This is a genomic window from Saccharothrix longispora (genome assembly GCF_030852425.1).
GTDB classification, from domain to species: Bacteria; Actinomycetota; Actinomycetes; order Mycobacteriales; family Pseudonocardiaceae; genus Actinosynnema; species Actinosynnema longispora.
The window spans coordinates 23503-49300 of the sequence record NZ_NSDM01000013.1 but is presented as its reverse complement, the minus strand read 5'-3'; the positions used below and the strand labels follow the sequence as shown (position 1 = coordinate 49300).

Sequence of the window (25798 nt, the reverse complement as noted above, 5' to 3'; positions counted from 1 at the left end):
GGCATCGAGGCGGCGGGAGGCCTGCCCGGGTGTGTCAGGTCGAGCGCGGGTGGCGCAGCGGGAACGTGACCCGGACCCGGTAGCCGCCGGCGGCGGTGTGCTCGGCTTCGAACTCCCCGCCCAGCAGCGCGGCCCGTTCCCGCAGGCCCACCAGGCCGTGGCCGCCGCTGGGGAAGGCGCCCCCGGCGTGGGGGTCGGCCGGGGCGCTGTTCTCCACCGTCACCCGCAGGTGTTCTTCCGTCGTGGTCACCTGGATGGTGGTCGGGGCGCTCCCCGCGTGCTTGCGGACGTTGGTCAGGGCCTCCTGGACCGTCCGGTAGGCGGCCCCGGAGATGGCAGCGGGCAGGCCCTCCACCTCGCCCCGCACGGTGAGGGTGGTCGGGATGCCCGCGCCGGCCACCAGGGCCGGCAGGTCCTCGATCCCCGGTTGGGGGGAGTCGTCGCCGTCGGTCGTGCGCAGGACGCTGACGAGCTGGCGCAGTTCGTCCAACGTCCGGGTGCTCAGGTTCCGGATCACCCCCGCCACCTGCTGGGCGTTCGGGTCGTCCGCCGCCACCCGCAGGGCGCCGGCCTGCATCGCGATCAGGCTCACCTGGTGCGACACCACGTCGTGCATCTCGCGGGCCAGGCGTGCCCGTTCGTCGGCCCGCACGGCGTGCGCGTGCAGCACCCGCTCCCGTTCGCGGCTGACCGCCAGGTCGGCGATCTTCGCGGACAGCTCCTCGCGGGCGTGGGCGAGCAGGGCGATGGCCACGGGCATCCCGGCGACCAGGCACCCGTAGATCGCGTCGTGGACGTGCGTCGACCACTCCAGCGCGAGGAACTGGTCGATCGGCCACAGGAAGAACCGGCTGAACCACACCAGCCCCGCCGCGATGAAGGTCTGCGTCGTCAGCAGCTTGCGCCGCGCCAGCGTGCCGAGCGCGATCATCGCCGCCAGCTGCGCCCACCCGGCCAGGAAACCGGGCACGGTCAGCAGCACCACCAGGAACGGGAACCGCCGGCGCAGCACCAGCGCCACCACGGACAGGATCGACAGCACGTAGTTGTACGCCTCGGCCTCGGGCACCACCCGCAGCCACACGTCCAGCGCCGCCACCACCACGGCCGCCACGTCGAACGCCCACTGGCGGTACCGGCCGAGGAGGGCCCGCAGGGCAGCGCGCGGGACCGGTTCGGTCGGAGCACCGTCGACCCGACCGCCCGGCAGCCTCTCGACAGCGTTGCCGGACAGGGTGGGTCCTCCCGCGTCAGCCATCCGCCGGTCCTCACCGTACTGCGCCGTCATCGTGCTTGGCATGACCCGCCCTTCCCGATCACGACCCCGAGTCGGACCCGGACCAGGTCCGATTCCGCATCCTCACTCTTCGAGACAGCCTGATCACGTATACGGGACGCGGCGCGGAGGACAAAGTTGCGAGCGTGAACGTCCGCAGAGCGGACACGATGAGGGTGAGGGCACGGACACGACTGCCGCCGGGCCCCGGAGGGGCGCGGCGGCAGTCGTGGGTCGAACGGGTCAGGGGAGCTTGGCCGCCGCGGCGGTGTCGAGCAGCCAGAGGGTCCGAGATCGGCCCACCGCGCCGGCCGCGGGCAGGTCCGCCTCGGGTGCGCCGCCCAGGCCGGTCGCGACGGCGGCGGCCTTCGCCGCACCCGTCGTCATCAGCCACACCTCGCGGGACGCGCGGATCGTCGGCAGGGTCAGGCTCACCCTGGTCGGCGGCGGCTTCGGGCAGTCCCGGACGGCCACCACGGCCAGGTCGCGCTCGCGCACGGCGGGGGAGTCGGGGAAGACCGAGGCCACGTGCCCTTCCTCGCCGACGCCGAGCAGGCACACGTCGAACTCCGGCGCGGAGCCGAGCTCCTCGGCGTACGCGGCGGCGGCGGCCTCCGGGTCGTCGCCGAACCGGCCGTCCGAGGGCTCCACCACGTGCGCCCGCGCGGCGGGGACGTGGTCGAGCAGCGCCTCGCGCGCCTGGGTCTCGTTGCGCTCCGGGTGCCCGGAGGGCAGGAACCGCTCGTCGCCCCACCACAGGTCGACGCGGCTCCAGTCCACCGCGTCGCGGGCGGGCGAGGAGCGCACCTGCTCCAGCACGGCGATGCCGGTCCGCCCGCCGGTGAGGACGAGCGACGCCGTGCCGCGCGCGGCCTGGGCGTCGACCAGGGCGGTCAGCAGGCGCGCGGCCGTGGCGGCGGCCAGCAGGTCGCCGTCACGGTGCACCACCACCTCGGGCACGCTCACGAGCCCGCCTTCGACTTCGACGCCTTGGCGCGCGACTTCGCGGCCTTCGGGTCGGCAGCGCCGTCGTCCTTCGCCTTCGGGGACGCGGCCTTGGGAGCCGCGCCCTTCGGAGCCGAGCCCTTGGGGGTCGCGGTCTTCGGCGCGGCGGCCTTCGCCGTCGCCTTCACGGGAGCCGCCTTCGGCGACGGACCGGACGAGGTCGCACCCGCGTCGGGCGTGGCCGGCGCGGCGGCCGGGGCCTGCTTGCGCGACGCCGCGGTCGACTTCACCGCGGTCCGGCCGCGCACGACCTTGCCCAGCGCCTTCAACGCCGTCTCGTACACCTCGTCCGGGTCGAGCCGCCGCAGCTCCTCCGCCAGGCAGTCCCGCACCTGGCGGCGTTGCAGCGCGACCCGGCGCTCCGGCTGGCCCGGCTGCGACAGCGTGCCGACCTTGCCGTCCGGGCGCGCCAGCTCCACGACGCCCGACCGGCGCTCCAGCCGCACGTCCACGATGCCCTCGCCGCGCGCCGCCTTGGACCGCTTCACCGGCACCTTCAGGTACGCGGCCAGCCACGCGGCCAGCAGGTCGGTCGACGGGGAGTCGCTCTCCCCGCTCACCTCGGCCTCGGTGACCTTCTCGTACGGCGGCAGGTCGAACGCCGACGCGATCATGGCCCGCCACAGCGTCAGCCGCGTCCACGCCAGGTCCGTGTCACCGGGCGTGTACGACGCGCGCCGCTGCTCCAGCGCCTTGATCGGGTTCTTCTCGGCCGCCGCGTCGGTGATGCGGCGCTGCGCGAGCTGCCCGATCGGGTCCTCGGCGGGCACCGGGGGAGCCTCGTTCGGCCACCACGCCACGACCGGGGTGTCCGGCAGCAGCAGCGGCACGACGCACGAGGCGCCCTCGTTGGCCAGCTCGCCGTACAGGCGCAGCACGATCACCTCGGACGCGCCCGCGTCGCCGCCGACGCGGATCTGCGCGTCCAGCCGCGGCGCGGCCTTGCGGGCGCCGCGGGCCACCACGATCACCCGGCACGGGTGCTCGCGACTGGCGTCGTTCGCCGCGTCCACGGCGTCCTCGGTCTTCGCGCCGTCGTCCGTCACGATCACCAGCGTCAGCACCCGGCCGAGGGTGACCGCGCCACCCTCCTCGCGCAGCTGCACGAGCTTGCTGTTGACCTGGGACGTGGTCGTCGAGGGCAGGTCGATGATCACGGACGCCTCCAGTTCCTGCCGGTCCGCGCCAGCATCTCCTCCGCCGACACCGGGCCCCAGGTGCCCGCCTTGTACTTCTCGGGCGTGCCGTGGCGACCCCAGTGGTCGATGATCGGGTCCAGGATCTGCCAGGACAGCTCGACCTCGTCGTTCTTGGGGAACAGCGACGGCTCGCCGAGCAGCACGTCCAGCAGCAGCCGCTCGTACGCCTCGGGGGAGGACTCGGTGAACGCGTGGCCGTAGCCGAAGTCCATCGTGACGTCCCGGACCTCCATGCTGTTGCCGGGCACCTTGGACCCGAACCGCATGGTCACGCCCTCGTCCGGCTGTACCCGCACGACCAGGGCGTTCTGCCCCAGCTCCTCGGTGGCGGTGTCGTCGAACGGCAGGTGCGGCGCGCGCTTGAACACCACGGCCACCTCGGTGACGCGGCGGCCCAGCCGCTTGCCGGTGCGCAGGTAGAACGGCACCCCCGCCCAGCGGCGGGTGTTCACCTCGCAGGTGATCGCCGCGTAGGTCTCGGTGACCGAGTCCTTCGCGAAGCCGCCCTCCTCGACCAGGCCGGGCACCTTCTGCCCGCCCTGCCAGCCACCGGTGTACTGGCCGCGCGCCGTGGTCTCGTCGTACGGCCCGATCGCCCGGGTCGCCGACAGCACCTTGACCTTCTCGGCGCGCAGGTCGCTCGGCCGGAACGACACCGGCTCCTCCATCGCGGTCAGCGCGAGGAGCTGGAGCAGGTGGTTCTGGATCACGTCGCGGGCGGCGCCGATGCCGTCGTAGTAGCCCGCGCGACCGCCCAGGCCGATGTCCTCGGCCATGGTGATCTGCACGTGGTCGACGTAGTTCGCGTTCCAGATGGGTTCGTACAGCTGGTTCGCGAAGCGCAGCGCCAGGATGTTCTGCACCGTCTCCTTGCCGAGGTAGTGGTCGATGCGGAACACCGACTCCTCGGGGAAGACGTCGTTCACGATCTTGTTCAGCTGCTTCGCGCTGGACAGGTCGTGGCCGAACGGCTTCTCGATGACGACCCGGCGCCACTGGCCGGGGCTGTCGGTCGGCGGCGTGGCCAGGCCGGCCCGCTTGAGCTGGTTGACGACCGTGGTGAACGCGCTGGGCGGCACCGACAGGTAGAACGCGTGGTTGCCGCCCGTGCCGCGGTCGCGGTCGAGGTCGGCCAGCGTCGTGGCCAGCGTGTCGAACGCGACGTCGTCGTCGAAGGTGCCCTGCACGAACCGCATGCCCTCGGCGAGTTGGTCCCAGACCTCCTGCCGGAACGGCGTGCGCGCGTGCTCCTTGACGGCCTCGTGCACGACCTGCATGAAGTCCTGGTCGGCCCAGTCGCGGCGGGCGAAGCCGACGAGCGCGAAGCCCGGCGGCAGCAGGCCCCGGTTGGCCAGGTCGTAGATGGCGGGCATGAGCTTCTTGCGCGACAGGTCGCCCGTCACGCCGAAGATCACCAGGCCGCTGGGGCCGGCGATGCGCGGCAGCCTCTTGTCCCGCGCGTCGCGCAACGGGTTGCGCTTGAGCGGAGTGCTCACGAACCGTCCTCCTGGATTGCCTCGACGAGCTGCGCGAGCCCGGCGACGCGGTCGGTCAGGTGCAGCCGCAGCACCGGACGGCCCCGCTCGGCCAGCACCTGCCCGTCGCCGATGGCCTGGGCCAGTTGCAGCGTGCTGAGGTCGTACGGGCGCTCCGGCACGTCGAGGTGGGTCTCCGACACGCCCGTGAGCTGGAGGAACACCCCGTTCTGGTGGCCGCCCTTGTGGTACTGCCCGGTCGAGTGGAGGAACCGCGGGCCCCACCCGAAGGTGGTCTGCAGGTGCGAGCGCCGCGCCAGCTCCGGGCGGACGAGGGCGAACGAGGCGTCGTCGACCCGGTCCAGGTACGCCTGCACGGACAGGTAGCCGTGCGGCGACGAGGCGGCGACGAGCGCCGCGAGCGCGTCGGCGGTGGTCTTCACGTCGGTGGACAGCCAGCCCTCGCTCGCGTACACCTCGATCGGGCCGTCGGTGAACAGCGGCGCCGCCGACGACGAGGCGGGGGAGTCGAGCAGCGCGCGCGCCGCCTTCTTCGCCGCCTCCACGTCGGGTTGGTCGAACGGGTTGATCCCGAGCACCCGCCCGACCAGTGCGGTCGCGTACTCCCAGACCAGGAACTGCGCGCCCAGGCTGCCCTCGACGGACAGCGTGGACGAGCCGGTGGCCGGTCCGATGGCGACGGTCGTGGCGTCGGAACCGGCGTCGACGAAGCCGGGCGCGCCCGGACCCTCCACGACGACCGGCAGCAGGCCCGTGCCGTTCTTGCCGGTGGACTCGGCGATCAACTGCTCGGCCCAGTCGCCGAAGCCCGCGATGCCGGAGCCGGTGTCGGCGAAGACGACCTTCTCGGCGCCCTGCGCGTGCGCCACGCCGAACGTCGCGGCCAGCACCACGGCCGGGTTGTCGGCCGAGTCGGCGGACACCAGCGGCGCGGCGGCGGCGGCCTCGTCGAGCAGCGCCGACACGTCCGCGCCGGCCAGGCCCGAGGGGACCAGGCCGAACGCGGTCAGCGCCGAGTAGCGGCCGCCCACGTTCGGGTCGGCCAGGAACACCCTGCGGTAGCCGGCCTCGCGCGAGGCCCGCTCCAGCGGCGAGCCCGGGTCGGTCACCACGACGATCCGCGACGCGGCGTCGACGCCCGCGTCGGCGAACGCCCGCTCGAAGATGCGCCGGTGGCTGTCGGTCTCCACGGTGCCGCCCGACTTGGACGACACCACCAGCACCGTCCGCTCCAGGTCGCCGGCGAGCGCGTCGGCGACCTGGCCCGGGTCCGTCGTGTCGAGGACGACCAGCGGCACGCCCGCGGTGCCGGTGATCACCTCGGGCGCCAGCGACGAGCCGCCCATCCCGGCGAGGACCACGCGGTCCACGCCCTCGGCGAGCAGCTCGTCGCGCAGCGCGGTGATCTCCGCGACCAGCGGGCGGGACGTCTCGTGCAACGTCGTCCACGCCAGGCGGATCGACGCCTCGGGTTCCGCGTCGGGACCCCACAGCGTGGCGTCGCCGGCGGTCAGCTTGCTCGGCGCCGAATCCCGGACCAGGTCACCGATGACGGTGTCGACCTGGTCCTGGTTCGGTGTGCGGACGATCTCCACGGAGATCACCTCGGTCATGTTGTCCTCGTCCTCAGCCCTTGGCCTGGTCCAGCTGTCCGGTCACCGTGTCGAGCAGCTCCGCCCAGGACTTCTCGAACTTGTCGACGCCCTCGGTCTCCAGCGTGATGAACACGTCGTCGAGGTCGATGCCGACCTCGACCAGCTCGTCGAAGACCTGCTGCGCCTGGTCGGCCCGCCCGGTCACGGTGTCGCCCTCGATCCTGCCGTGGTCGGCGACCGCGTGCAGGGTCTTCTCGGGCATCGTGTTGACCACGTTCGGCACGACCAGCTGGTCGACGTACCGGGTGTCGGAGTAGTTCGGGTCCTTCACGCCGGTGGACGCCCACAGTGGACGCTGCGCGCGGGCGCCGTCGGCCGCGAGGGCCTCCCAGCGCTCGCCCGTGAAGGTCTCCCCGTAGGCGGCGTAGGCCAGCACGGCGTTGGCGATGGCGGCCTTGCCGCGCAGCTCCTTCGCCTTCGGGCTGTCGATCGCGTCGAGCCGCTTGTCGATCTCGCTGTCCACGCGGGACACGAAGAACGACGCGACCGAGTGGATGGTGCGCAGGTCGTGGCCGTTGGCCTTGGCCTGCTCCAGGCCGGTGAGGAACGCCTCCATCACCTTGCGGTAGCGCTCGACGGAGAAGATCAGCGTCACGTTCACGCTCACGCCCTCGGCGAGGGTGCGGGTGATCGCGGGCAGGCCCTCGATCGTGGCCGGGATCTTCACCATCAGGTTCGGCCGGTCGACGGTCTTCCACAGGTCGAGCGCCTCGGCGGCGGTGCGCTCGCTGTCCTTGGCCAGGCGCGGGTCCACCTCGATGGACACGCGGCCGTCGACGCCGTCGGTGGCGTCGTAGGTGTCGCGGAACAGGTCGCACGCGTGGCGCACGTCGGTCGTGGTGACCTCGCGCACGGTGGCGTGGACGTCCGCGCCGCGGGCGGCCAGCTCGCGGACCTGCTCGTCGTAGGCCGCGCCGTCGGACAGCGCGGCGGCGAAGATCGTCGGGTTCGTGGTCACGCCGACCACGTTCTTCTCCGCGATCAGGCTCGCCAGGTTGCCGGTGCTCAGCCGCTCGCGGGACAGGTCGTCCAGCCAGATCGACACGCCCGCGGCGCTGAGCTCGGCCAGCGGATTGCTGTTGCTCATCTCGTCAACTCCCTGAAGTCTCTACTTGGTCCGGGCCAGCGACCGGCGCGCCGCGGCGACGACGTTCTCGGTCGTGAAGCCGAACTCGCGGAACAGCGTCTGGTAGTCGGCGGAGGCGCCGAAGTGCTCGATGGAGACGATCTCGCCCGCGTCGCCCGCGAAGCGGTGCCACGGCTGGGCGATGCCCGCCTCGACGACGACGCGCGCCTTCACCGACGGCGGCAGCACGCTCTCGCGGTACGCCTCGTCCTGCGCGTCGAACCACTCGACGCTCGGCATGGACACCACGCGGGTCGCGACGCCCTCGGCCTCCAGCACCTCGCGCGCCTCGACGGCGATCTGCAGCTCCGAGCCGGTGGCGATCAGCACCAGCTCCGGGTCGCCCTCGCCGGCCAGCACGTAGCCGCCGCGCGCGACGCCCTCGGTGGCCTTCTCCCTGGTGCCCGCGAGCACCGGCAGGTTCTGCCGGGTCAGCGCGATGCCCTTGGGGCCCTCGGGGTTCTCGATCGTGGCGCGCCAGGCGGCGGCCGTCTCGTTCGCGTCACCGGGGCGCAGCACGGTCAGGCCGGGGATGGCGCGCAGCGCGGCCAGGTGCTCGACCGGCTGGTGGGTGGGGCCGTCCTCGCCGAGGCCGATGGAGTCGTGCGTCCACACGTAGACGACGGGGGACTTCATCAGCGCGGCCAGCCGGACCGCCGGGCGCATGTAGTCGCTGAACACCAGGAACGTGCCGCCGTACGGGCGGGTCGGGCCGTGCAGCGCGATGCCGTTGAGGATCGAGCCCATGGCGTGCTCGCGGACGCCGAAGTGCAGCGTGCGGCCGTACGGGTTGGCGTTCCACATCTTGGTGGAGATGCCCTCGGGGCCGAACGAGTCGACGCCCTTCATGGTGGTGTTGTTCGACTCCGCCAGGTCGGCCGAGCCGCCCCACAGCTCCGGCAGCACGTCCTTGAGCGAGTTCAGCACCTCGCCGGACGCCTTGCGCGTCGCCACGCCCTTGGGGTCCGGGTCCCACGACGGCAGCGCGTCGGTCCACCCCTCGGGCAGGCTCCGGCCGATCAGGCGGTCCAGCAGCGCCTTGCGCTCGGGGTTCTTCGCGGCCCACGCGTCGAACGACTCCTGCCACTCGGCCTTGGCCCGCTCGCCGCGCCCGATCACCGCGCGGGTGTGCCGGATGACCTCGTCGGAGACCTCGAAGGTCTGCTCCGGGTCGAAGCCGAGGATGCGCTTGACCTCGGCGACCTCGTCCGCGCCCAGGGCCGCGCCGTGCGCCGCGCCGGTGTTCTGCTTGTTCGGCGAGGGGTAGCCGATGATGGTGCGCAGCAGGATGAACGACGGGCGCTCGGTCTCGGCCTTCGCGTTCTCCAGGGCCTCGAGGATGCCGGCGACGTTCTCGCCGCCCTCGACGACCTGCACGTGCCAGCCGTACGCCTCGTAGCGCTTCGCGGTGTCCTCGGACAGCGCGATCGTCGTGTCGTCCTCGATGGAGATCTTGTTGTCGTCGTAGATCACCGTGAGGTTGCCGAGCTTCTGCGTGCCCGCCAGGGACGACGCCTCGCTGGTCACGCCCTCCTCGATGTCGCCGTCGGAGGCGATCACGAAGATGTCGTGGTCGAACGGGCTGCGGCCGACGGGGGCGTCCGGGTCGAACAGGCCGCGCTCGCGGCGGGCGCCCATCGCCATGCCGACCGCGGAGGCCAGGCCCTGGCCGAGCGGGCCGGTGGTGATCTCCACGCCGGGCGTGTGCCGGTGCTCGGGGTGGCCCGGGGTCTTCGAGCCCCAGGTGCGCAGCGCCTTGAGGTCGTCCAGCTCCAGGCCGTACCCGTTCAGGTACAGCTGGATGTAGAGGGTCAGGCTGGAGTGGCCCGCGCTGAGCACGAACCGGTCGCGGCCGATCCAGTCGGGGTCGGCCGGGTCGTGCCGCATCACCCGCTGGAACAGGGTGTACGCCAGCGGCGCGAGGCTCATGGCGGTGCCGGGGTGGCCGTTGCCGACCTTCTGCACGGCGTCCGCCGCCAGCACGCGCGCGGTGTCCACCGCACGGCGGTCCAGGTCGGTCCAGTCGTCGGGCAGGCGGGCTTCGGTCAACCGGGCGATGTCATCGGTGACGGACACTGACTTCCAGCTCCAAACTCAGTAGGCGGCGGTTGACGGCTGGCGGTGAACTTAATCGTGTCCGTCAGGCCCGATCCGCGGTTCCCAAGGTCCACCGGCCAGCCTAGTCCGGACAGCGGACGCTCGTGCGACTCACGCTCTGTGGGTGTACGCACAAGCGTGGTTGGTGCGTTCAGGGACTACCCGAACGGGCTTCGTCTCCAACACGCGGTTACGATCTGCTCATTCCCCCGGACCGACGAGGAGCGCCCTGTCATGAGTGCCGTCACCGAGGCCCCGGCGCGGTCGCCCCGACAGGTCGTCGGTGCGTACGTGGCGCTGACCAAGCCCCGGGTGATCGAACTGCTCCTGATCACCACGATCCCGGCGATGCTGCTGGCCGAGCGCGGCCTGCCGCCGCTGTGGTTGATCGCCTGCACCCTGGCCGGCGGCACCCTGGCGGCGGGTTCGGCGAACGCGCTCAACTGCTACGTGGACGCCGACATCGACTCGGTGATGAAGCGCACCAGCGCCCGGCCGCTGGCGAAGGACTCGATCCCGCCGCGCAACGCGCTGGTCTTCGGCATCGTGCTCGGCGTCGTGTCGTTCGGGTTCCTGTGGTTGACCACGAACCTGATGTCCGCCGTGTTCGCGGTGGCCACGATCCTGTTCTACATCTTCGTCTACACCCTGGTGCTCAAGCGCCGGACCTCCCAGAACATCATCTGGGGCGGCATGGCCGGCTGCATGCCGGTGATCATCGGCTGGTCGGCGGTGACCGGCACCGTGGCGTGGCCCGCGCTGGTGATGTTCGGCGTGATCTTCTTCTGGACGCCCCCGCACACGTGGGCGCTCGCGATGAAGTTCAAGGAGGACTACGCGCGGGCGGGCGTGCCGATGCTGCCGGTGGTGGCGACGGCGCAGCAGGTGACCCGGCAGATCGTCATCTACTCGTGGATCACGGTCGTGTGCACCCTGCTGCTGGCTCCGGTGACGTCGTGGATCTACCTCGCGGTCGCCGCCGCCTCGGGCGTGTGGTTCGCGGTGTTCGCGCACCGCCTGCACGGCGTCGTGCGGCGCGGCGGGTCGACGAACACGATGAAGTTCTTCCACCTGTCGAACCTGTACCTGATGCTCGTGTTCTGCGGCCTCGCCGTGGACGCGGTGGTCGGCCTGCCGGTCCTCGGCTGGCCGTTCTGATCCCCCTGATCACACCGGCGTGGTAACCGCGTCGATCGCGGTCACGTTCCGTGCTCACCACGTGACCCCCTTTCCGCATGATTGCGGACAAACGTGTTCGGCGTGCCCGCGCCGACCCCCGCGCCCCGTCGATCCGGAGAGGGGCGCAGGCCGGTGCCGCGCGACTTCGTCGAGCCCGTCGGGACCGTCGAAGAGGCGGGAGCGCACCACCGACCTGCGGGCGACCGACGACTGACGCCTCAGGACACGGCCGTGAGCAGGTCGTTCACCGTGGGGTCGTCCAGCGACTCCACGATGCACGACCACAGCTCCAGGTTGGCCGTCGCCCACCGGGAGTAGGTCGCCGCCGCCTCCGGGTCGTAGAAGTAGTACCCCGCGTCGTGCTTGTTCCGCTGCTCGCCGACGATCTTGTGCGCCAGTTCGCGCAGCGTGATCCCGTTCTCCTCGAGGTACTTGGGGGCCAGCACCACCGGCGTCACCGGCAGGGCCTTGAACAGGGTGTCCGCGTCGGACAGCGCCTGCGCCTCCGGCGAGATGTCGCGGTGGCGGGTGCGCATCTCGGCCTCCTCGACCACCTCGTCGACGCGCGCCGCGACGTCGTCCGGGACGCCCGCGCGGGCCAGGATGTCCAGGCGCAGGTTGCGCCCGTCCACGGGCAGCGAGTTGCGCCGGACCATGTAGTTCACGTCGTGGACCAGGGCGGCCGCCTCGACCAGCGCGACGTCGGAGCCGTTGCGCCGGGCGAAGTGGACGGCCTTGTCACGCACGAAGCTGACGTGGTGCCAGCCGTGGAACTGGAGGCGGGCGGCCAGGTCGTGGCACAGGCGCCACACCTCGCGCTCGACCTCGGTGATCGACCTCGTCGCGACCGTCGCGGCGCCGTTCGTCGTGGCAGTGCTCATCGGGCCCCTCCCGTGTCGGGTGGGCCGATGGTAAGCGCGCGCAGGACCGCGATGGGGCCTAAAGACTCTGCGTCAGCACCTCCAACCTCGACTCGACCGGCACGTGGCGGTGGCTCGTGCGGGTGTCCGGGTCGTAGCTGAGGCTCCACGGGCGCACCGCGCGCGACTTGACCAGGAACGTCAAGGTGTCGTCGGCGGCCTTCGGGATGCGGTGGAACTCGTGCGCGAGCATCGTGCCCGAGTTGCCCTCCACCGCCTGGGCGCTGCGCAGCAGCGTGGTCGCCAGGATCGCCCGGTCGTCGTGGGCCACCTCGGCGTCGAAGCGCTCGTGCAGGTAGGAGCCTTGCAGGATGGTGGTGCAGAAGTGGTAGCGGTGGTTGTGGATCGAGTCGGCGTAGCCCGGCCGCCAGTCGCACTGCGGCTTGTACTCGTGCAGCCAGAACGTGAAGGGCTCGGCCGGCTCGTCGCGCAGGCACCACGCGAAGTGGGTCGTGGTCTCGCGCGATCTGGCCACCACCCGCATCTCGTCCTGCGGTGAGAGGGCGCGCAGGTGCCCGCGCAACCCCTCCCGCAGCCCGGGGCGGTCCGCCCACTCCCGGAAACGCCTCTCGACGTGTCCCCAGTGGTCGACGACAGGGAGGTCGGCCACGGAGATGAGCGTGGCGAGTTCCGCGAGGGCGGAGAACCCGGTGGACTCGGTCGGCACGACTTATCAGCTCCCCAACTGAGCGGACGCGGAGAATTCTTTGCGGAACCGGTGGAACTTCTCCTCCAGCTCTCGGAACCCGTCGTCGGTGAGCGGAGTCCCGGTGATCTTCTCGAACAGGGCGAGGAAGTCGAACCGGCTGGTGCCCGGGGTGATGGAGATGTGGAGCCCTGCCTTGGAATTGCTGATGCGCAGGAACTCGGTGCGTTCCATCCCGTAGACGAACGACCCCTCGGTGAACCGCAGCGTACGCGGGTAGAGGCGCACCACGCCCGCGCTGGTGTTGCTGTACAGGGTCAGCCAGGCGCTGTCGTCGAACAGCTCCAGCCGGTCCAGCGGCGGGTCCGACACGATCGTCAGGTCGATGTTCGAGCAGCGCCCGCGGGCCAGGAACAGGCCCACCAGGCCGACGTGGATCTGCTCGCGCAACCGGGCCACGATCGTGTCGTAGTCGCCGTCCGCGCCCTCGTGCCGCAGCAGGTAGCGGGCGCGCCCGCTGATCGCGTCGCCGTCCCGTGGATCGGCCAGGACGGCCTTGAGCTCGCACTCCGTCTGCGACAGCAGCAGCCGGCAGGCCGCGTAGCGACCCGCGAAGCCGCGGAACACGTACAGCCGGGTCCGCTCCAGGTCCTGCATCATGACCTGGTTGAACGCCGGGTCGGGCCTCGCCGTCGGCTCGAACACGTGGCTGGGGAAGAACTCGCGGTCGAGCGCGCGGTACTCGGCGGTCAGCTCGCGCAGCGCCTTCCGGCTCTCCTCGACGACCGGCGCCACGAGGGCGCGCTGCGTCGCGGAGCTGGTGATGAGCGTCTGCCCGAACCCGACCACCGCGGACACCATGGTGCCGGTGCCCAGCGCGGTGACGAGCGTCCGGGCCACACCTTGATCCATCGCGCTGGAAATGGTCAGGCAGATACCGGAAGTCACGACGAGGGTCAGCAGGAGCAAGCCCGTACGGGTCCAGAACAATTCCTGTAACAGGTTGCTGCGGACGCCCCGCGGCTCCGCGGACACGATGTCACCTCCTTGGCTTCCACCTGAACGGCCGAATGCCCTCGGTATCCGATCAAGTGCGCGCAGTTACTGTACGCGCGCGTAGGCAACGGCGGAAGCGGTAGTTAGTGGCACATTTGCGGATAATTTCGTAGATCGACGACAGCGCACGGTGACCGGCGTTGGGCCTGCCGGTGGGGCCTGCCGTGGGTCGCCCGGGGTCGACCCATAACATCGGCAACCATGCGTACTGTCGGCCGTACGGCCCTGGCCATCGTCTCCCTGTTGTCCGCCGGTCTGGCGCTGACCGCGTGCACGGCGAGCGACCGGCCGTCCACCCTGACCAACACCCCGAGCGCCACGGCCCAGCAGCAGGCCGACCCGACCAGGGCGAGCGAGGCCGACCTGCCCGAGCCCAGCGGCCCGCCGTGCGAGGTCGCCCAGTACGTGGTGACCGGCGCGCCCGGCGAGAAGCCGGCCATCACCGTCCCCACCGGCTGCACCCCGCAGGACGGGCTGCTCGTCGAGGACATCACCGAGGGCACCGGCCCGGAGATCAAGCAGGGCTCCACCGCGTCGCTGCACTACGTGCTGGCCACCTTCCGCGACCAGCGCACGCGCGAGGCGTCGTGGGACAACGGCCAGCCGTTCGAGCTGACCAACATCGGCCAGGCCAGTGTCATCCAGGGCTGGAACGAGGGCCTCATCGGCCTGAAGGAGGGCGGCCGGCGCCTGCTCGTCGTGCCGTCGGACAAGGGCTACCCCAACGGCAAGGGCGACATCCAGCCCGGCGAGACGCTGATCTTCGTCGTGGACGCCGTCAAGGTCGAGGGCTGATCCCGCACCACCGCGCGCGAGGGGGGCCCGCCGACGTGCGGGCCCCCTCGCCGCTCCCGGGACCCCGCCCCGGACGCCCGTGCTCAGGGCACGAGCAGCAGCTTGCCCGTCGTGCGGCGGCCCTCCAGGTCCTCGTGCGCCCGCCGCGCCTCGGCCAGCGGGTAACGCCCGCCGACCCGCACCCGCAGCGACCCGTCCGCGACGGCGGCGAACAGCTCGCCCGCGCGCCACTCCAGCTCCTCGCGCGTCGCCACGTGCGCGCCCAGCGACGGCCGGGTCAGGAACACCGAACCCGCCTCGTTGAGCCGCTGCGGGTCGAACGGCGGCACCGCGCCGCCGGCCCCGCCGAACAGCGCCAGCACGCCCCGCGGCCGCAGGCTCGCCAGGCTGCCGTCGAACGTGGTGCGGCCGACCCCGTCGTACACCGCCGCCACGCCCACCCCGCCGGTCAGCTCCCGCACCACCGGCGCGAAGTCCGCGACCTCGTCGTACCGGATCACCTCGTCGGCGCCCGCGCCGCGCGCCAGCGCCTCCTTCTCCGGCGTGGACACCGTGCCGACCACCCGCGCGCCGCGCGCCTTCGCCAACTGCACGAGCAGCAGCCCCACCCCGCCCGCGGCGGCGTGCACGAGCACCACGTCACCCCGCTGGACGGGGTAGGTGGACACGACCAGGTAGTGCGCGGTGAGCCCCTGGAGCAGCAGCGCGCCCGCCGTGTCGTCGTCCACCCCGTCGGGCACCGGCACCGCGCCCGCGGCGGGCACGACGGCCTGCTCGGCGTAGCTGCCCAGGGCCTGCGCCCAGGCCACCCGGTCACCCACCGCGAACCCGGACACGTCCGGGCCGACCGCGCTCACCCGACCGGTGCCCTCCAGGCCGATGCCGAACGGCAGCGGCAGCGGGTAGCGGCCCTCGCGGTGGTAGCAGTCGATGAAGTTCACCCCGGCGGCCGCCACGTCCACCAGCAGCTCGCCCGCGCCGGGTGACTCCGCCTCCACGTCGGTGAACTCCAGCGCTTCCGGGCCACCGGTCGCGCGCACCACCACAGCCTTGGGCATAACCGCTCCTCCGTGCGTGTCCTGATCCGTCACCCGCCGAGCGCGACCCGGCGCGCCAGTCCCAGCGGCAGCGCGCCGGAACCGGCCAACGTGTCGTGGAAGTCGCGCAGCGAGCCCGTGTACTCCCCGCGGATGCGGTCGATCTCCAGCGCTCCCGTCAGGTAGGACGGGGCCTGCGTCGGCCACGCGCAGTACCTCGTCACCTCGCCCGCGGCCGTGCCGGGCGTCAGCGACGCCTTCGTCGTCATGAAGTGCTCGGCCTCCTCGACGCCCATGTCGCCGCAGTGCAGGGCGGTGTCCACGATCATCCGGGCCGCCCGGAACAGCCGCGCCTCGACGTGCGCCAGCTCCTTCTCGCGCGTGGTGAAGTAGCCGTGCTCGCGCAGCAGCTTCTCCGCGTACAGCGCCCAGCCCTCGGAGAAGTACGGCGTGCGGAACACCTTGCGCACCGGCCGGTCCTGCGCGGCCAGCCACGACAGGTGCCAGTGGTGGCCCGGGTACGCCTCGTGCACCGCGATCGAGGCCATCTGCGCCCGCGAGTTCGTGCGCAGCCGCTGCGCGGTCTGCTCGGCGGTGAACCCGTCCGGCGGGAACGGCACGAAGAAGTGCCCCGTCCGCCGGTCGGTCAGCGGCGGCGGCGACATGTACGAGGCGACCGACAGCACCGGCCGCTGGAACGTCGGCGACGGCACCACCCGGCAGTCCTCGCCCTCGGGCAGCGTCACCAGGCCGTGCTCGGCCAGGAACTCCCGCGCCCGCCGCGTCTCCGCCTCGTACTCGGCGCGCATGTCCTCCGGCGTCGGCGGGTAGTCGTCCTGGAGCGACAGCATCACCGCGTGCCAGTCGTCCTGGCCCGCCAGCTCGCGCATCTCCGCTTCCAGCTCCGCGTACGCCGCCTTGCCGCGCTCGTGCAGCTCCGCCGCGCCGTAGCCCAGCACCTCCTGGTCGACCAGCAACCGCGAGTACAGCTCCTCGCCCATCCGCCAGTCGCCGGCCGCCCGGGTCTCGAACTCGTCGAGGAACGCGGCCAGCTCGTCGAACGCGCGCGCGGCCGGTTCGGCGGCCTCGGCCAACTCCGCCCGCAGCGCCGGGTCGGACACCTCGGCGGGCAGCGTGCCGGTGAGGAACGCCCGGCCCGTCCTGGCCTGCGCCGCGCCCCGGCGCACGATCTTCGCCGACGCCAGCCCCGGGTCCAGGTTCGCGCGGCACGCGGCCAGCACCGAGGGCACCTCGGCGAGCCGCCCGACCACGCTCGCCACCAGCTCCGGCTCCGGCCGCAACCGGTGCAGGAACGCCGTGAACAGCGGGAACAACACGGCGCCGGTGTAGGCCGACGGGTCGCGCCGCCACTCCGGCCAGGACGCCCTCGCCCGCAGGCCGCGCAGCACCGAGATCACGAGGTCCCGGTCCACCGAGCCCTCCAGGTCGTCGGTCCGCACCGCGGCGAACCGGTCGAGCCAGGCGCCGGCCTCGCGGTCCCGCCGGGCGAACGCGGCGGCGCCGAAGTCGCCGAGGGTGTGGTCGTGGGCCGGGGAGCCGAGCATCGCGGCGATCCCCGGGTTGTGGTCGAAGTGCCAGGTCAGGAACTGCGCGACCAGCTGGTCGAGGCTCGTGGTTTCGGTCACGACCACGCAAGTTACCCGCAGGTCAGTCGGTTCGGGCGGCGGCGCGGTGCCCGTTCGGCTTTGCCCGTTGACGTTCGTCCCCGGCCGGGTGAGGCCGCTCACGGCACGGAAGTTACCGGCAGGTTCTAGTCTGGGCGGGTGGCTGAGGACAAGGGTGCTGAGGACAAGGGCGAGGACAGGAAGGTCGACCCCCGGAAGGTCGAGCGCGGTGTGAAGACCGCGTCCGCTTTCGTGGCCGCGCACGGCAAGCCCGTGCGCGCCGTCGTGGAGAACGTCGGCCGCGCCGGCGCGCGGATCGTGCTCGTGGGCGACGACGGCGCGATGGGCGACGTCGTGCTGCCGGACGTGGCGACGGCCGAGGCCGTCGTCGAGGCGGCGGCCGACGTGGAGAAGCACGAGTGGGACCGCGAGACCACGGCCGCGGTGAAGATCGGCCCGGCCCACCGGCGGAAGATGGCCGGCCGGTGAAGGTCCTCTTCGCCACCTGCGCGTCCCTGCCGGAGGGCGACGGCGACGACGCGGCGCTGATCGACGCCCTCGCCGACGTCGGCGTGCACGCCGCGTGGGCCGAGTGGGGCACGCCGCTCGACGCGGACCTCGTCGTGCTGCGGTCCACCTGGGACTACCCCGAGCGGCTGCCCGAGTTCCTGGCGTGGTGCGACGCGCAACCCCGCCTCGTGAACCCGGCCTCCGTCGTGCGGTGGAACACGGACAAGGCGTACCTGGTGGACCTCGCGCGGGCCGGCGTCCCGATCGTGCCGACCGCGTTGGCCACCCCCGGGTTCACCGACTGGCCCGACGGCGAGTTCGTCGTCAAGCCCGCGGTCGGCGCGGGCTCCCGGGGCGTGCTGCGCGTGGCGGCGGGCGACCACGGGACGGCGGCGCGACACCTGGCGTCCCTCGACGGCCCGGCGCTCGTGCAGCCGTACCAGTCCCGGGTGGACTCCCTGGGCGAGACCGCCGTGGTGTTCCTGGGCGGCCAGTACTCGCACGCCTTCGCCAAGGGCGCGATGCTCACCCCGGACGCCGAGTACGACGAGTCCGGCCTCTACGTCCTGGAACGCCTCTCCGGCGCCACCCCCACCCCGGCCCAGCGCCGCGTGGCCGAGGACGTCCTGGACGCCGCGTCGGCCCTGCTCTCCGTGCCCCGCCACGAGCTGCTCTACGCCCGCGTGGACCTGGTCCCCGACGCGACCGGCTCCCCGGTGCTGATGGAGCTGGAACTGGTCGAACCCTCGCTGGGCTTCCGCCAGAACGACCCCACCGCCCCGCTCCGCTTCGCCTCCGCCGTCCGAACCGCCCTCTCCCGCTGACTCTCGGGGGTCAGGGGCGGAGGCCCGAGCCGATGCCGGTCAGGGAGCGGACTTCCATCTCGGCCTGCTTGACCGGGTCGGGCTCCTCCTTCGACAGGACCGTGCCCAGGTAGCCGCACAGGAACGAGAACGGGATCGAGACCAGGCCCGGGTTGCCGAGCGGGAACCAGGCGAAGTCGACGTCCGGGAAGATCGACGTCTTCGTGCCCGACACCGCGGGGGAGAAGGCGATCAGCACGATGCACGAGCCGAGCCCGCCGTAGACCGCCCACAGGGTGCCCGGCGTGTTGAACCGCTTCCAGAACATCGAGTAGATGATCGTCGACAGGTTCGCCGACGCGGCCAGCGCGAACGCCAGCGCCACCAGGAACGCGACGTTCTGCCCGTTGGCCGCGATGCCGCCGGCGATCGCGAGCACGCCCACGACCACCGCGGTCAGGCGGGCGACGCGGACCTCCGAGCTCGGGTCGGCCCGGCCGTGCTTGATCACGTTGGCGTACACGTCGTGCGCGAACGACGCCGACGCCGTCAGCGTCAGCCCCGCCACCACCGCCAGGATCGTCGCGAACGCCACGGCGCTGACGACGCCCAGCAGCACCGCGCCGCCGACCTCGTAGGCCAGCAGCGGCGCGGCGGAGTTCTCGCCGCCCGGCGCGGACCTGATGTCCTCGGCGCCCACCAGCGCCAGCGCGCCGAAGCCGATGACCAGCGTGCACAGGTAGAAGATCGCCATCATCCACGTCGCCCATACCACCGAGCGGCGCGCCTCGCGGGCGTTCGGCACGGTGTAGAAGCGCATCAGCACGTGCGGCAGCGACGCGGTGCCCAGCACGAGCGCCAGCGCCAGGGACAGGAAGTCCAGCCGGCTCAGCGTGGTGCCGCCGTACCGGGCTCCGGGCTCCAGCACCTCCGGTCCGAGCGGGGTGTTGCGCGACGCGGTCTCCAGGATCGCCGACAGGCTGAACCCGAACTTGCCGAGCAGGAACACCGTCATCAGGGTCACGCACAGGATCAGGAAGACGGCCTTGATGATCTGCACCCACGTGGTGCCCTTCATGCCGCCCAGCAGCACGTACAGCACCATGACGATGCCCACCACGGCGATGACGACCGCCTGGCCGCCCTTGGTGTGCACGTCCAGCAGCAGCGCCATCAGCGCGCCCGCGCCCGCCATCTGCGCGATCATGTAGAACAGCGAGATCACCAGCGTCACGTTCGCCGCCGCCGCGCGCACGGGCCGCTGCCGCATCCGGAACGCCAGCACGTCGCCGAGGGTGAACCGGCCGGTGTTGCGCAGCCGCTCCGAGATGATCATCAGGCCCATCAGCCAGGACACGACCCAGCCGATGGAGTAGAGGAACCCGTCGTAGCCGTTGACCGCGATGCTGCCGGAGATGCCGAGGAACGACGCGGCGGACAGGAAGTCGCCGGACAGCGCGATGCCGTTCTGCGGCCCGGTGAAGCTCGACCCCGCGGCGTAGTAGTCCGCCGCCGTCGAGTTGCGGCTGCCCGCGCGGTACACGATGAACAGGGTGATCAGCACGAAGACGCCGAAGACGCCGAGGTTGATCGCGGTGTTGCCGCCCATCAGGCGCGGTCCTCCGTGGTGAGCGAGCGGACCGCGGCCACCTGCGGGTCCAGCCTGCGCCGCGCGTAGCGGGCGTACGCCAGGGTCAGCGCGATCGTCGTGACGAACTGGAGCAGGCCGAACAGCAGGCCCACGTTGATCACCCCGAGCACCGGCGTGCCCATGAAGTCCGGCGCCCACGCCGACAGCGACACGTACCCGAGGTACCAGAGCAGGAATCCGCACGTGGCGGGCACGACGAAGATCATCGTTCGTCGGCGCAGCTCCTGGAAATCGGCGCTGTCGCGAAGGGCGACGAAGTCCGGTTCTCCCGCTTCGTCGACCAACAACGGCGGCGGCGGTTCGTCGAAAGTGGCGAAGCCGCGTCCGCCGCGGGCGTGTCGCGAATCCGTCGGAGGCAGGATCGCCTTCGTCATCAATCCTCCACGGGAATTGTGCACGCCGCGCAACGGGGTGCTCCGGCAGCCGGCGGGCGCTCAGCGTAACCGCGCCGGCCGGCTAGTCAACGCCCCCGCCGACCTGGACACGACCACCGGCCCTGGCCGGCAGCGGCCCCCCGCTTGCGCGGTTAACCGGAAAACTTCCGACCGTCACGCTCCGCCGATCGGATGAGGACCTACCGCAAGGTCGTTGTCCCCCGCCTGTCCACCACCTACTATCGCGCAGCAACATCCGCCCGTCCGCGCCGAAAAGGTTGCGGCGTCGTTCGACTGTGAAACAACTACGGACTTTCCGGGGCTTGTCTGGTGACTGGCGACAACAACGCGCGCGGGCAGTGGTGGAGAGCCGTCGCGGACTGGCGGAATTGGCGTCTGCCGGTCAAGCTCGCCGCCGTGCTGGCGGTGCCGGTCCTCGTCGCCGTCGGCGCGGGCCTCGTGCAGATCCGCGGTTACGTCACGAGCGCGGACAACTACTCCGCGATGCAGCGCCTCGTCACGCTGCGCGCCGGCCTCGACCCGCTGATCGAGGGCGTCCAGGCCGAACGCGCCCTCGCCGCCCGGCGCGCGGACGACGGTGGCGTCGACGCCCGGGACTACCGCGACCTGACCCGCGCCACCGACACCGCGGCCGCGGGCGTGAAGAACCTGATGGGGCGCACCAGCACGCTCGGCGAGGTCACCGCCGCCCGGTACCGGGACGTGGTCGTGCAGCTCGACGGCCTGCCGCAGCTGCGCGACCGGGTGCTCGCGGGCAGCGTCGACCTCTCCGGCGGCATCGGCGGCTACAGCGTGGTGCTGCGCGCCCTGATGGACTTCGACCAGGCCATGGTCGGCGACTTCGGCGACCCGGCCCTGTCCGGCACGGCCACCGCCCTGCACAACCTCGCCATGGCGGGCGAGCAGGTGTCCTGGCAGCACGCCGTCGTCCTCGCGGGCGCCGGCCGCGGCTCCCTGCTCGACACCGAGCGCACCTCGCTGGAGCAGTCCTGGACCCGCCAGCAGGACAAGCTGGCCGACTTCTCCGCGGTCGCCACCCCCGAGCAGCAGGCCGACTACCGCGCCGCCGTCTCCGGCCCCGACGTCGACGTGCGCAACCGCGTCCTCCAGGACGTGCGCGCCAACCCGGCCGCGGTCCGCGACGTCGACGTCGACGAGTGGAACAGCGGCTCGCAGGGCACGCTCAAGCAGCTCGGCGTCGTGATGCGCGGCCTGGAGGCGCGGCTGGACACCACCGCGTCCCGCCTCCAGGACTCCACGTCCGACCTGGCCGGCGCGGCCTCGGTGATCCTGCTGGCGTCCCTGTTCACCGCCGCGGCCATCGGCTTCGTGGTCGGCAGCTACCTGCTGCGCTCGCTGCGCGCCCTGCGCACCGCCGCGCTGGACGTCGCCGAGCACCGCCTGCCCGCGCTGGTCGCGCAGCTGCGCGAGAACAGCGCCCACGACGTGACCGTCGAGCCCGTGCCCGTGCACACCCGGGAGGAGCTGGGCCAGCTGGCGCGCGCGTTCGACGCGGTGCACCGGCAGGCGGTCAGCTCCGCGGCCGAGCAGGCCGCCCTGCGCACCGGCATGCGCAACGCGTTCACCAACCTGTCCCGCCGCAGCCAGGGCCTCGTGGAGCGGCAGCTCCGGCTCATGGAGGAGCTGGAGCGCCAGGAGGAGAACCCCGAGCAGCTGGCGAACCTGTTCAAGCTGGACAACCTCGCCACCCGGATGCGCCGCAACAACGAGAACCTGATGGTGCTCTCCGGCAGCGACGTGGCCCGCCGCTTCACCCGCCCGGTGCCGCTGGGCGACGTGCTGCGCGCCGCCGCGTCCGAGATCGAGCAGTACCAGCGCGTCGTCGTGCAGACCACGCCGTCCGTCGAGGTCGTCGGCTACGCCGCGGGCGACCTGGTCCGGCTGGTCGCCGAGCTGCTGGACAACGCGACCACGTTCTCGCCGCCGCGCACCCAGGTCGTGGTGGGCGGCCGGCCGCGCCCCGGCGGGGGCGTGCTGGTCGACGTGGTCGACCTGGGCGTCGGCATGGCGGAGGAGGACCTGGCGCAGGCCAACCGCCGGATCGCGCTCGCCGCCGAGGACGAGTCCGGCGAGCTGCCGGTGTCCCGCCAGCTCGGCCTGTACGTGGTCGGCAGGCTCGCCGGGCGGCACGGCATCGAGGTCGTGCTGCGCGAGCAGGGCGACGGCCTGCGCGCCGTCGTGGCGCTGCCCGCCGAACTGGTCCGCGCCGTCTCCTCGGCACCCGCGCGCCCGGTGCCCGCCCAGGTCGGCGGTCCGGTGGCGCAGCGGCTGGCACAGCCCCAGGCCGGTGGACCGCCGTCCGGTCCCCTGCCGGTCGTGGGCCGACCGGGTCCGGGCCGGCTGCCCGTGCCCGGCGCGCACCGGGCGGCGCCGCACGCCGGACCCCCCGACGGCGCGGCGGTGGACCTGCCGCCGCGCTCGGGCCGGCCGTCGCTGCCGCAGCCCGTCCTGCCGAAGCCCGGCCTGCCTCCCGTCGTGCCGCTGGAGGAGGACGGCTGGGCGCCGTTCCGCGGCACCACCGCCCCCGACGCGCCGACCCCGGCCACGCCCGCCGGTGACGGCCCCGGGCGCGCCGGGTCGGTCTGGTTCGGCGGCACCAGGGCGCCGTCGAGCCCCGCGGAACCCGCGCGGCACCGCGCCGCGGACACCCACGAGCGCGGGGAGGCGCCCGTGGACGAGAACCCGGCGGGGCTGCCGAAGAGGCGGCCCCGCACCAACCTTGTGCCGGAACGGCCGGGTGCGCCCGATGTGGTGGCACCCGTACGGAGGGATCCGCAGGCGACACGCGGTTTCCTCGCCAGCTACCAGACCGGCGTCCGGCAAGGTGAGCGGGAATCCGGTGGGAACAGAGCTGGGCAGGAGAGTGGATGAGCACGCAGAAGTCGCGGCAGGTCGACCGGTTCGGCTGGCTGGTGGGCAACTTCGCCGAGCGCGTGCCGGGGGTGGCCCACGCCGTGGTGATCTCGGTGGACGGCCTGCTGCTCACCGCGTCGAACGGGCTGCCGAACGACCGGGCGGACCAGTTGGCGGCCATCGCGGCCGGCGTGGCGAGCCTCACGGAGTCGGCGTCGCACTGCTTCGACGGCGGCGCGGTGCTGCGCTCGGTGATCGAGATGCAGTACGGGATCATGCTGCTGATGTCGATCCGGGACGGCTCGTGCCTCGCGGTGCTGGCCGCGCCGGACGCCGACGTGGGGCAGGTCGCCTACGAGATGACGGTCGTCGTCGAGCAGGTCGGCCAGCTCCTCACCCCAGAGCTGCGCGCTCAGCTCCACGGCGCGAAGCGGATGATGGCCCGCCCTTCCGCGTGAGGTGGTCATGAGCGATCGGGAGCCACCGAACGAGCAGGCGTTCGCCGACCTGCTCAACGGGTTCAGCTTCGACTCGCGCCGGCGCCGGTCGGGCAAGGCCGTGCCGGAGCAGCCACCGGCCGGGGCGACGGGGGACACCAGGCCGCACCGCCCGGTGTTCGACGACGAGGACGACGACTTCGACTACCCCCGCGAGGAGGCGGCGTCGATCGTCCGCGCCTACTCGTGGACCGGTGGCCGCACCACCTCGTCGTACCAGCTGGAGGTCGAGACGCTGGTGTCCGCGGTCGACTGGGAGTACCCGGGCGGCCTGAAGGCCGAGTACCACGAGGTGATCTCGCTCGTGGGGGCGCCGCGGTCGGTGGCGGAGGTCGCGGCGCTGCTGCGGCTGCCGCTGGGGGTGGCGAAGGTCCTGCTCGGCGACATGGCCGAGCGGGGCCTGATCGACGTGCACCGGACCGGTTCCGGCGACGGCGGGGAACCCGACCTCGGGCTGATGGAGCGCGTGCTCGCGGGCCTGCGCCGGCTCTGAACCCGGCGCGCCTCGCGAGAAGATCGGGCATGCGACCTACTATGGCTTCAGTGTCTACCGAAGAAGACGGTCGACCGGAGCTGAGGGGGACGCATGAGCGTGGGACGGGAAACCCGGCTGTCCGCGTGGATCGAGCGGTTCGCGGCGCACTTCGAGAAGGAGGGCATCCCGCTGATCGGCGGGCGCATCCTCGGCTACCTGCTGGTGTGCCAACCGACCGAGCGGACCGCCGCCGAGCTGTCCCAGGAGCTGGAGGCGAGCAGCGGTTCGATCAGCACGAACATGAAGTTCCTGGTCAACGCCGGCCTCGTGACGAAGCGCACGCGCCGCGGCCGGCAGGCGTCGCAGTACCGCATCAACGAGAAGCGCTGGGCCGACCTGGTGCAGACGAAGCTGGACGCGCTGATCAGCGTGCGCGAGCTGACCGAGTCGGGCATGCGGTTGATGAGCGGCGACCCGGAGCGGGCGATGCGGCTGCGCGCCGTGGACGACCTCTACGCGTGGCTGGCGACGGAGCTGCCCGCCGTGTGGGAGCGCAGGCCGTCGTCGACGAAGTGAGCCCGTTCGCGGGTCGAGGTCCACAGGGCGGCGGTGGCGACGACCACCGCGCCCGCGCCCAGCACGTGCAGTGAGACCAGCACCTCGGGCACGCCGGTCCAGTACTGGACCATGCCGAGCACGCCCTGGGCGAGCACGACGGCGACGAGCAGCCAGTAGGGGCGGCGGGGCACGGGGTGGCCGCGCAGGGCGAAGCCGAGCGCGACGAGCATGCCGAGGAACAGGAACAGCAGGTCGGCGTGCAACTGGGCGAGGGTGTCGACGGGGGCGTCGAGGCGGGGGGTGTCCGCGTCGCCCGCGTGGGGGCCCGCGGCGGTGACGAAGGTCCCGGCGAGGAGCAGGAGGCCGAGGACGGCGGCCTGCACGACCTGGAGCGCCATCAGGGGCCGGGGCACGAGGGGGCGGGCGGGTTCGTCGCCCTCGCGGAGCGCGGCGACGAGCAGCACGGCGAACCAGACGAGCGCCATCGAGATCAGGAAGTGGACGCTGACGGTCCACCAGAGCAGGCCGGTGAGCACGGTGAGGCCGCCGACGACGGCCTGGAGGACGACGCCGCCGAACTGGATGAGCGCGAGCGTGACGACGCGGCGCCGACGGGGCCGGTCGAACCAGGCGGCGAGGACGCAGAGGGCGGCGATGACGCCGACGACGCCGGTGAGGGTGCGGTTGCCGAACTCGACCCACTGGTGCAGGGAGGCGACCTCGGGGTGCTCGACGGGCACCATGCTGCCCTCGAAGCACTGGGGCCAGGTGGGGCAGCCGAGGCCCGACCCGGTCACCCGCACGATCGAGCCGGTGACCGCGATGCCGCCCTGGGCGATGACCACGGCGATGGCGAAGGCGCGCTGGAACGTGCCGAGGAAGCGGGTGAACCAGGGTGGGACGGACACGTCCCGATGGTAGGT

The 25798-nt window shown here is 72.4% G+C and carries 23 protein-coding genes; 8 read left to right on the top strand and 15 right to left on the bottom strand.

What is annotated here, in order from left to right; all coding sequences use genetic code 11:
• Positions 1-34: 34 nt before the first annotated feature.
• The 7 genes from CKY47_RS27305 to tkt form a co-directional block, all read right to left on the bottom strand.
• Positions 35-1258 carry a sensor histidine kinase gene (locus CKY47_RS27305; RefSeq protein WP_306749163.1) on the bottom strand — a complete coding sequence of 408 codons (1224 nt, stop codon included), beginning with the start codon at positions 1256-1258 and terminating at the stop codon, positions 35-37.
• A 261-nt stretch (positions 1259-1519) separates the two neighbouring features.
• Entirely contained in the window at positions 1520-2242 is a 723-nt protein-coding gene (gene pgl, locus CKY47_RS27300; RefSeq protein ID WP_306749162.1) for a 6-phosphogluconolactonase, read from the bottom strand.
• Complete coding sequence (gene opcA, locus CKY47_RS27295; RefSeq protein ID WP_306749161.1) at positions 2239-3438, bottom strand: glucose-6-phosphate dehydrogenase assembly protein OpcA; 1200 nt, start codon at positions 3436-3438, stop codon at positions 2239-2241. The genes pgl and opcA overlap by 4 nt, the downstream gene beginning before the upstream one ends.
• A complete protein-coding gene (gene zwf / locus CKY47_RS27290; protein WP_306749160.1) occupies positions 3435-4976 on the bottom strand; it encodes a glucose-6-phosphate dehydrogenase in 1542 nt (513 codons plus the stop codon). Before zwf ends, opcA begins: the two co-directional genes overlap by 4 nt.
• A complete protein-coding gene (locus tag CKY47_RS27285; RefSeq protein WP_306749159.1) occupies positions 4973-6589 on the bottom strand; it encodes a phosphoglucose isomerase-related protein in 1617 nt (538 codons plus the stop codon). Before CKY47_RS27285 ends, zwf begins: the two co-directional genes overlap by 4 nt.
• 13 nt (positions 6590-6602) lie before the next feature.
• Complete coding sequence (tal, locus tag CKY47_RS27280) at positions 6603-7718, bottom strand: transaldolase (protein WP_306749158.1); 1116 nt, start codon at positions 7716-7718, stop codon at positions 6603-6605.
• A gap of 21 nt (positions 7719-7739) precedes the next feature.
• A complete protein-coding gene (gene tkt / locus CKY47_RS27275) occupies positions 7740-9833 on the bottom strand; it encodes a transketolase (RefSeq protein ID WP_306749157.1) in 2094 nt (697 codons plus the stop codon).
• Positions 9834-10088: 255 nt separating this feature from the next.
• On the opposite strand from tkt, the gene CKY47_RS27270 reads away from it, so the two are divergent.
• Positions 10089-11012 (top strand): heme o synthase, encoded by a 924-nt coding sequence (locus CKY47_RS27270; RefSeq protein WP_306749156.1) that lies wholly within the window; start codon positions 10089-10091, stop codon positions 11010-11012.
• 239 nt (positions 11013-11251) lie between these two features.
• Here CKY47_RS27270 and CKY47_RS27265 read toward each other — a convergent pair whose 3' ends face one another.
• Genes CKY47_RS27265 through CKY47_RS27255 form a run of 3 tightly spaced genes read right to left on the bottom strand, consistent with a single transcriptional unit; the run spans position 11252 to position 13634 of the window.
• A complete protein-coding gene (locus tag CKY47_RS27265) occupies positions 11252-11914 on the bottom strand; it encodes an HD domain-containing protein (protein ID WP_306749154.1) in 663 nt (220 codons plus the stop codon).
• A 58-nt stretch (positions 11915-11972) separates the two neighbouring features.
• Positions 11973-12620 (bottom strand): hypothetical protein, encoded by a 648-nt coding sequence (locus CKY47_RS27260; RefSeq protein WP_306749153.1) that lies wholly within the window; start codon positions 12618-12620, stop codon positions 11973-11975.
• A 6-nt stretch (positions 12621-12626) separates the two neighbouring features.
• Positions 12627-13634: a hypothetical protein gene (locus tag CKY47_RS27255; protein ID WP_306749152.1), complete on the bottom strand. Its 1008-nt coding sequence runs from the start codon at positions 13632-13634 to the stop codon at positions 12627-12629.
• 222 nt (positions 13635-13856) lie between these two features.
• Here CKY47_RS27255 and CKY47_RS27250 point away from each other — a divergent pair, with 222 nt between their 5' ends.
• Positions 13857-14450 carry an FKBP-type peptidyl-prolyl cis-trans isomerase gene (locus CKY47_RS27250; RefSeq protein WP_306749151.1) on the top strand — a complete coding sequence of 198 codons (594 nt, stop codon included), beginning with the start codon at positions 13857-13859 and terminating at the stop codon, positions 14448-14450.
• An 83-nt stretch (positions 14451-14533) separates the two neighbouring features.
• Here the strand turns inward: CKY47_RS27250 and CKY47_RS27245 are convergent, their stop codons facing one another.
• Together CKY47_RS27245 and CKY47_RS27240 are read right to left on the bottom strand one after the other, a co-directional pair.
• Positions 14534-15508 (bottom strand): quinone oxidoreductase family protein, encoded by a 975-nt coding sequence (locus CKY47_RS27245; RefSeq protein WP_306749150.1) that lies wholly within the window; start codon positions 15506-15508, stop codon positions 14534-14536.
• 29 nt (positions 15509-15537) lie between these two features.
• Complete coding sequence (locus tag CKY47_RS27240) at positions 15538-17133, bottom strand: DUF885 domain-containing protein (protein WP_306749149.1); 1596 nt, start codon at positions 17131-17133, stop codon at positions 15538-15540.
• 210 nt (positions 17134-17343) lie between these two features.
• Here CKY47_RS27240 and CKY47_RS27235 point away from each other — a divergent pair, with 210 nt between their 5' ends.
• Positions 17344-17601 (top strand): hypothetical protein, encoded by a 258-nt coding sequence (locus tag CKY47_RS27235; RefSeq protein ID WP_306749427.1) that lies wholly within the window; start codon positions 17344-17346, stop codon positions 17599-17601.
• Positions 17598-18446, top strand: coding sequence for an ATP-grasp domain-containing protein (locus tag CKY47_RS27230; protein WP_306749148.1), 849 nt, complete (start codon positions 17598-17600; stop codon positions 18444-18446). Before CKY47_RS27235 ends, CKY47_RS27230 begins: the two co-directional genes overlap by 4 nt.
• A gap of 10 nt (positions 18447-18456) precedes the next feature.
• Here CKY47_RS27230 and CKY47_RS27225 read toward each other — a convergent pair whose 3' ends face one another.
• Positions 18457-20034 carry a monocarboxylic acid transporter gene (locus CKY47_RS27225; protein WP_306749146.1) on the bottom strand — a complete coding sequence of 526 codons (1578 nt, stop codon included), beginning with the start codon at positions 20032-20034 and terminating at the stop codon, positions 18457-18459.
• A complete protein-coding gene (locus CKY47_RS27220) occupies positions 20034-20450 on the bottom strand; it encodes a DUF485 domain-containing protein (protein WP_306749145.1) in 417 nt (138 codons plus the stop codon). Before CKY47_RS27220 ends, CKY47_RS27225 begins: the two co-directional genes overlap by 1 nt.
• Positions 20451-20780: 330 nt before the next feature.
• Between CKY47_RS27220 and CKY47_RS27215 the strand changes: the two genes are divergently transcribed.
• The 4 genes from CKY47_RS27215 (at position 20781) to CKY47_RS27200 (ending at position 24893) form a co-directional block, all read left to right on the top strand.
• On the top strand, positions 20781-23363 hold the full coding sequence (locus CKY47_RS27215; RefSeq protein ID WP_306749144.1) for a nitrate- and nitrite sensing domain-containing protein: 2583 nt from the start codon (positions 20781-20783) through the stop codon (positions 23361-23363).
• Entirely contained in the window at positions 23360-23803 is a 444-nt protein-coding gene (locus CKY47_RS27210) for a roadblock/LC7 domain-containing protein (protein ID WP_306749143.1), read from the top strand. The genes CKY47_RS27215 and CKY47_RS27210 overlap by 4 nt, the downstream gene beginning before the upstream one ends.
• 7 nt (positions 23804-23810) lie before the next feature.
• Positions 23811-24335, top strand: a complete 525-nt coding sequence (locus CKY47_RS27205; protein WP_306749142.1) for a DUF742 domain-containing protein — start codon at positions 23811-23813, stop codon at positions 24333-24335.
• A 93-nt stretch (positions 24336-24428) separates the two neighbouring features.
• The gene (locus CKY47_RS27200) at positions 24429-24893 is read left to right on the top strand and encodes a GbsR/MarR family transcriptional regulator (RefSeq protein ID WP_306749140.1); all 465 of its coding nucleotides are present in this window, start codon (positions 24429-24431) and stop codon (positions 24891-24893) included.
• Here CKY47_RS27200 and CKY47_RS27195 read toward each other — a convergent pair.
• Positions 24830-25783: a COX15/CtaA family protein gene (locus tag CKY47_RS27195; protein ID WP_306749139.1), complete on the bottom strand. Its 954-nt coding sequence runs from the start codon at positions 25781-25783 to the stop codon at positions 24830-24832. The two genes, CKY47_RS27200 and CKY47_RS27195, sit on opposite strands and share 64 nt — an antisense overlap.
• Between the last annotated feature and the right edge of the window lie 15 nt (positions 25784-25798).

Coding starts and splice junctions, on each gene's coding strand:
- CKY47_RS27225 (WP_306749146.1), bottom strand. CDS start 20,034: ATGGGCGGCAACACCGCGATCAACCTCGGCGTCTTCGGCGTCTTCGTG.
- CKY47_RS27200 (WP_306749140.1), top strand. CDS start 24,429: ATGAGCGTGGGACGGGAAACCCGGCTGTCCGCGTGGATCGAGCGGTTC.
- CKY47_RS27210 (WP_306749143.1), top strand. CDS start 23,360: ATGAGCACGCAGAAGTCGCGGCAGGTCGACCGGTTCGGCTGGCTGGTG.
- CKY47_RS27265 (WP_306749154.1), bottom strand. CDS start 11,914: ATGAGCACTGCCACGACGAACGGCGCCGCGACGGTCGCGACGAGGTCG.
- CKY47_RS27220 (WP_306749145.1), bottom strand. CDS start 20,450: ATGACGAAGGCGATCCTGCCTCCGACGGATTCGCGACACGCCCGCGGC.
- CKY47_RS27305 (WP_306749163.1), bottom strand. CDS start 1,258: ATGGCTGACGCGGGAGGACCCACCCTGTCCGGCAACGCTGTCGAGAGG.
- CKY47_RS27285 (WP_306749159.1), bottom strand. CDS start 6,589: ATGACCGAGGTGATCTCCGTGGAGATCGTCCGCACACCGAACCAGGAC.
- CKY47_RS27270 (WP_306749156.1), top strand. CDS start 10,089: ATGAGTGCCGTCACCGAGGCCCCGGCGCGGTCGCCCCGACAGGTCGTC.
- CKY47_RS27245 (WP_306749150.1), bottom strand. CDS start 15,508: ATGCCCAAGGCTGTGGTGGTGCGCGCGACCGGTGGCCCGGAAGCGCTG.
- CKY47_RS27205 (WP_306749142.1), top strand. CDS start 23,811: ATGAGCGATCGGGAGCCACCGAACGAGCAGGCGTTCGCCGACCTGCTC.
- tal (WP_306749158.1), bottom strand. CDS start 7,718: ATGAGCAACAGCAATCCGCTGGCCGAGCTCAGCGCCGCGGGCGTGTCG.
- CKY47_RS27250 (WP_306749151.1), top strand. CDS start 13,857: ATGCGTACTGTCGGCCGTACGGCCCTGGCCATCGTCTCCCTGTTGTCC.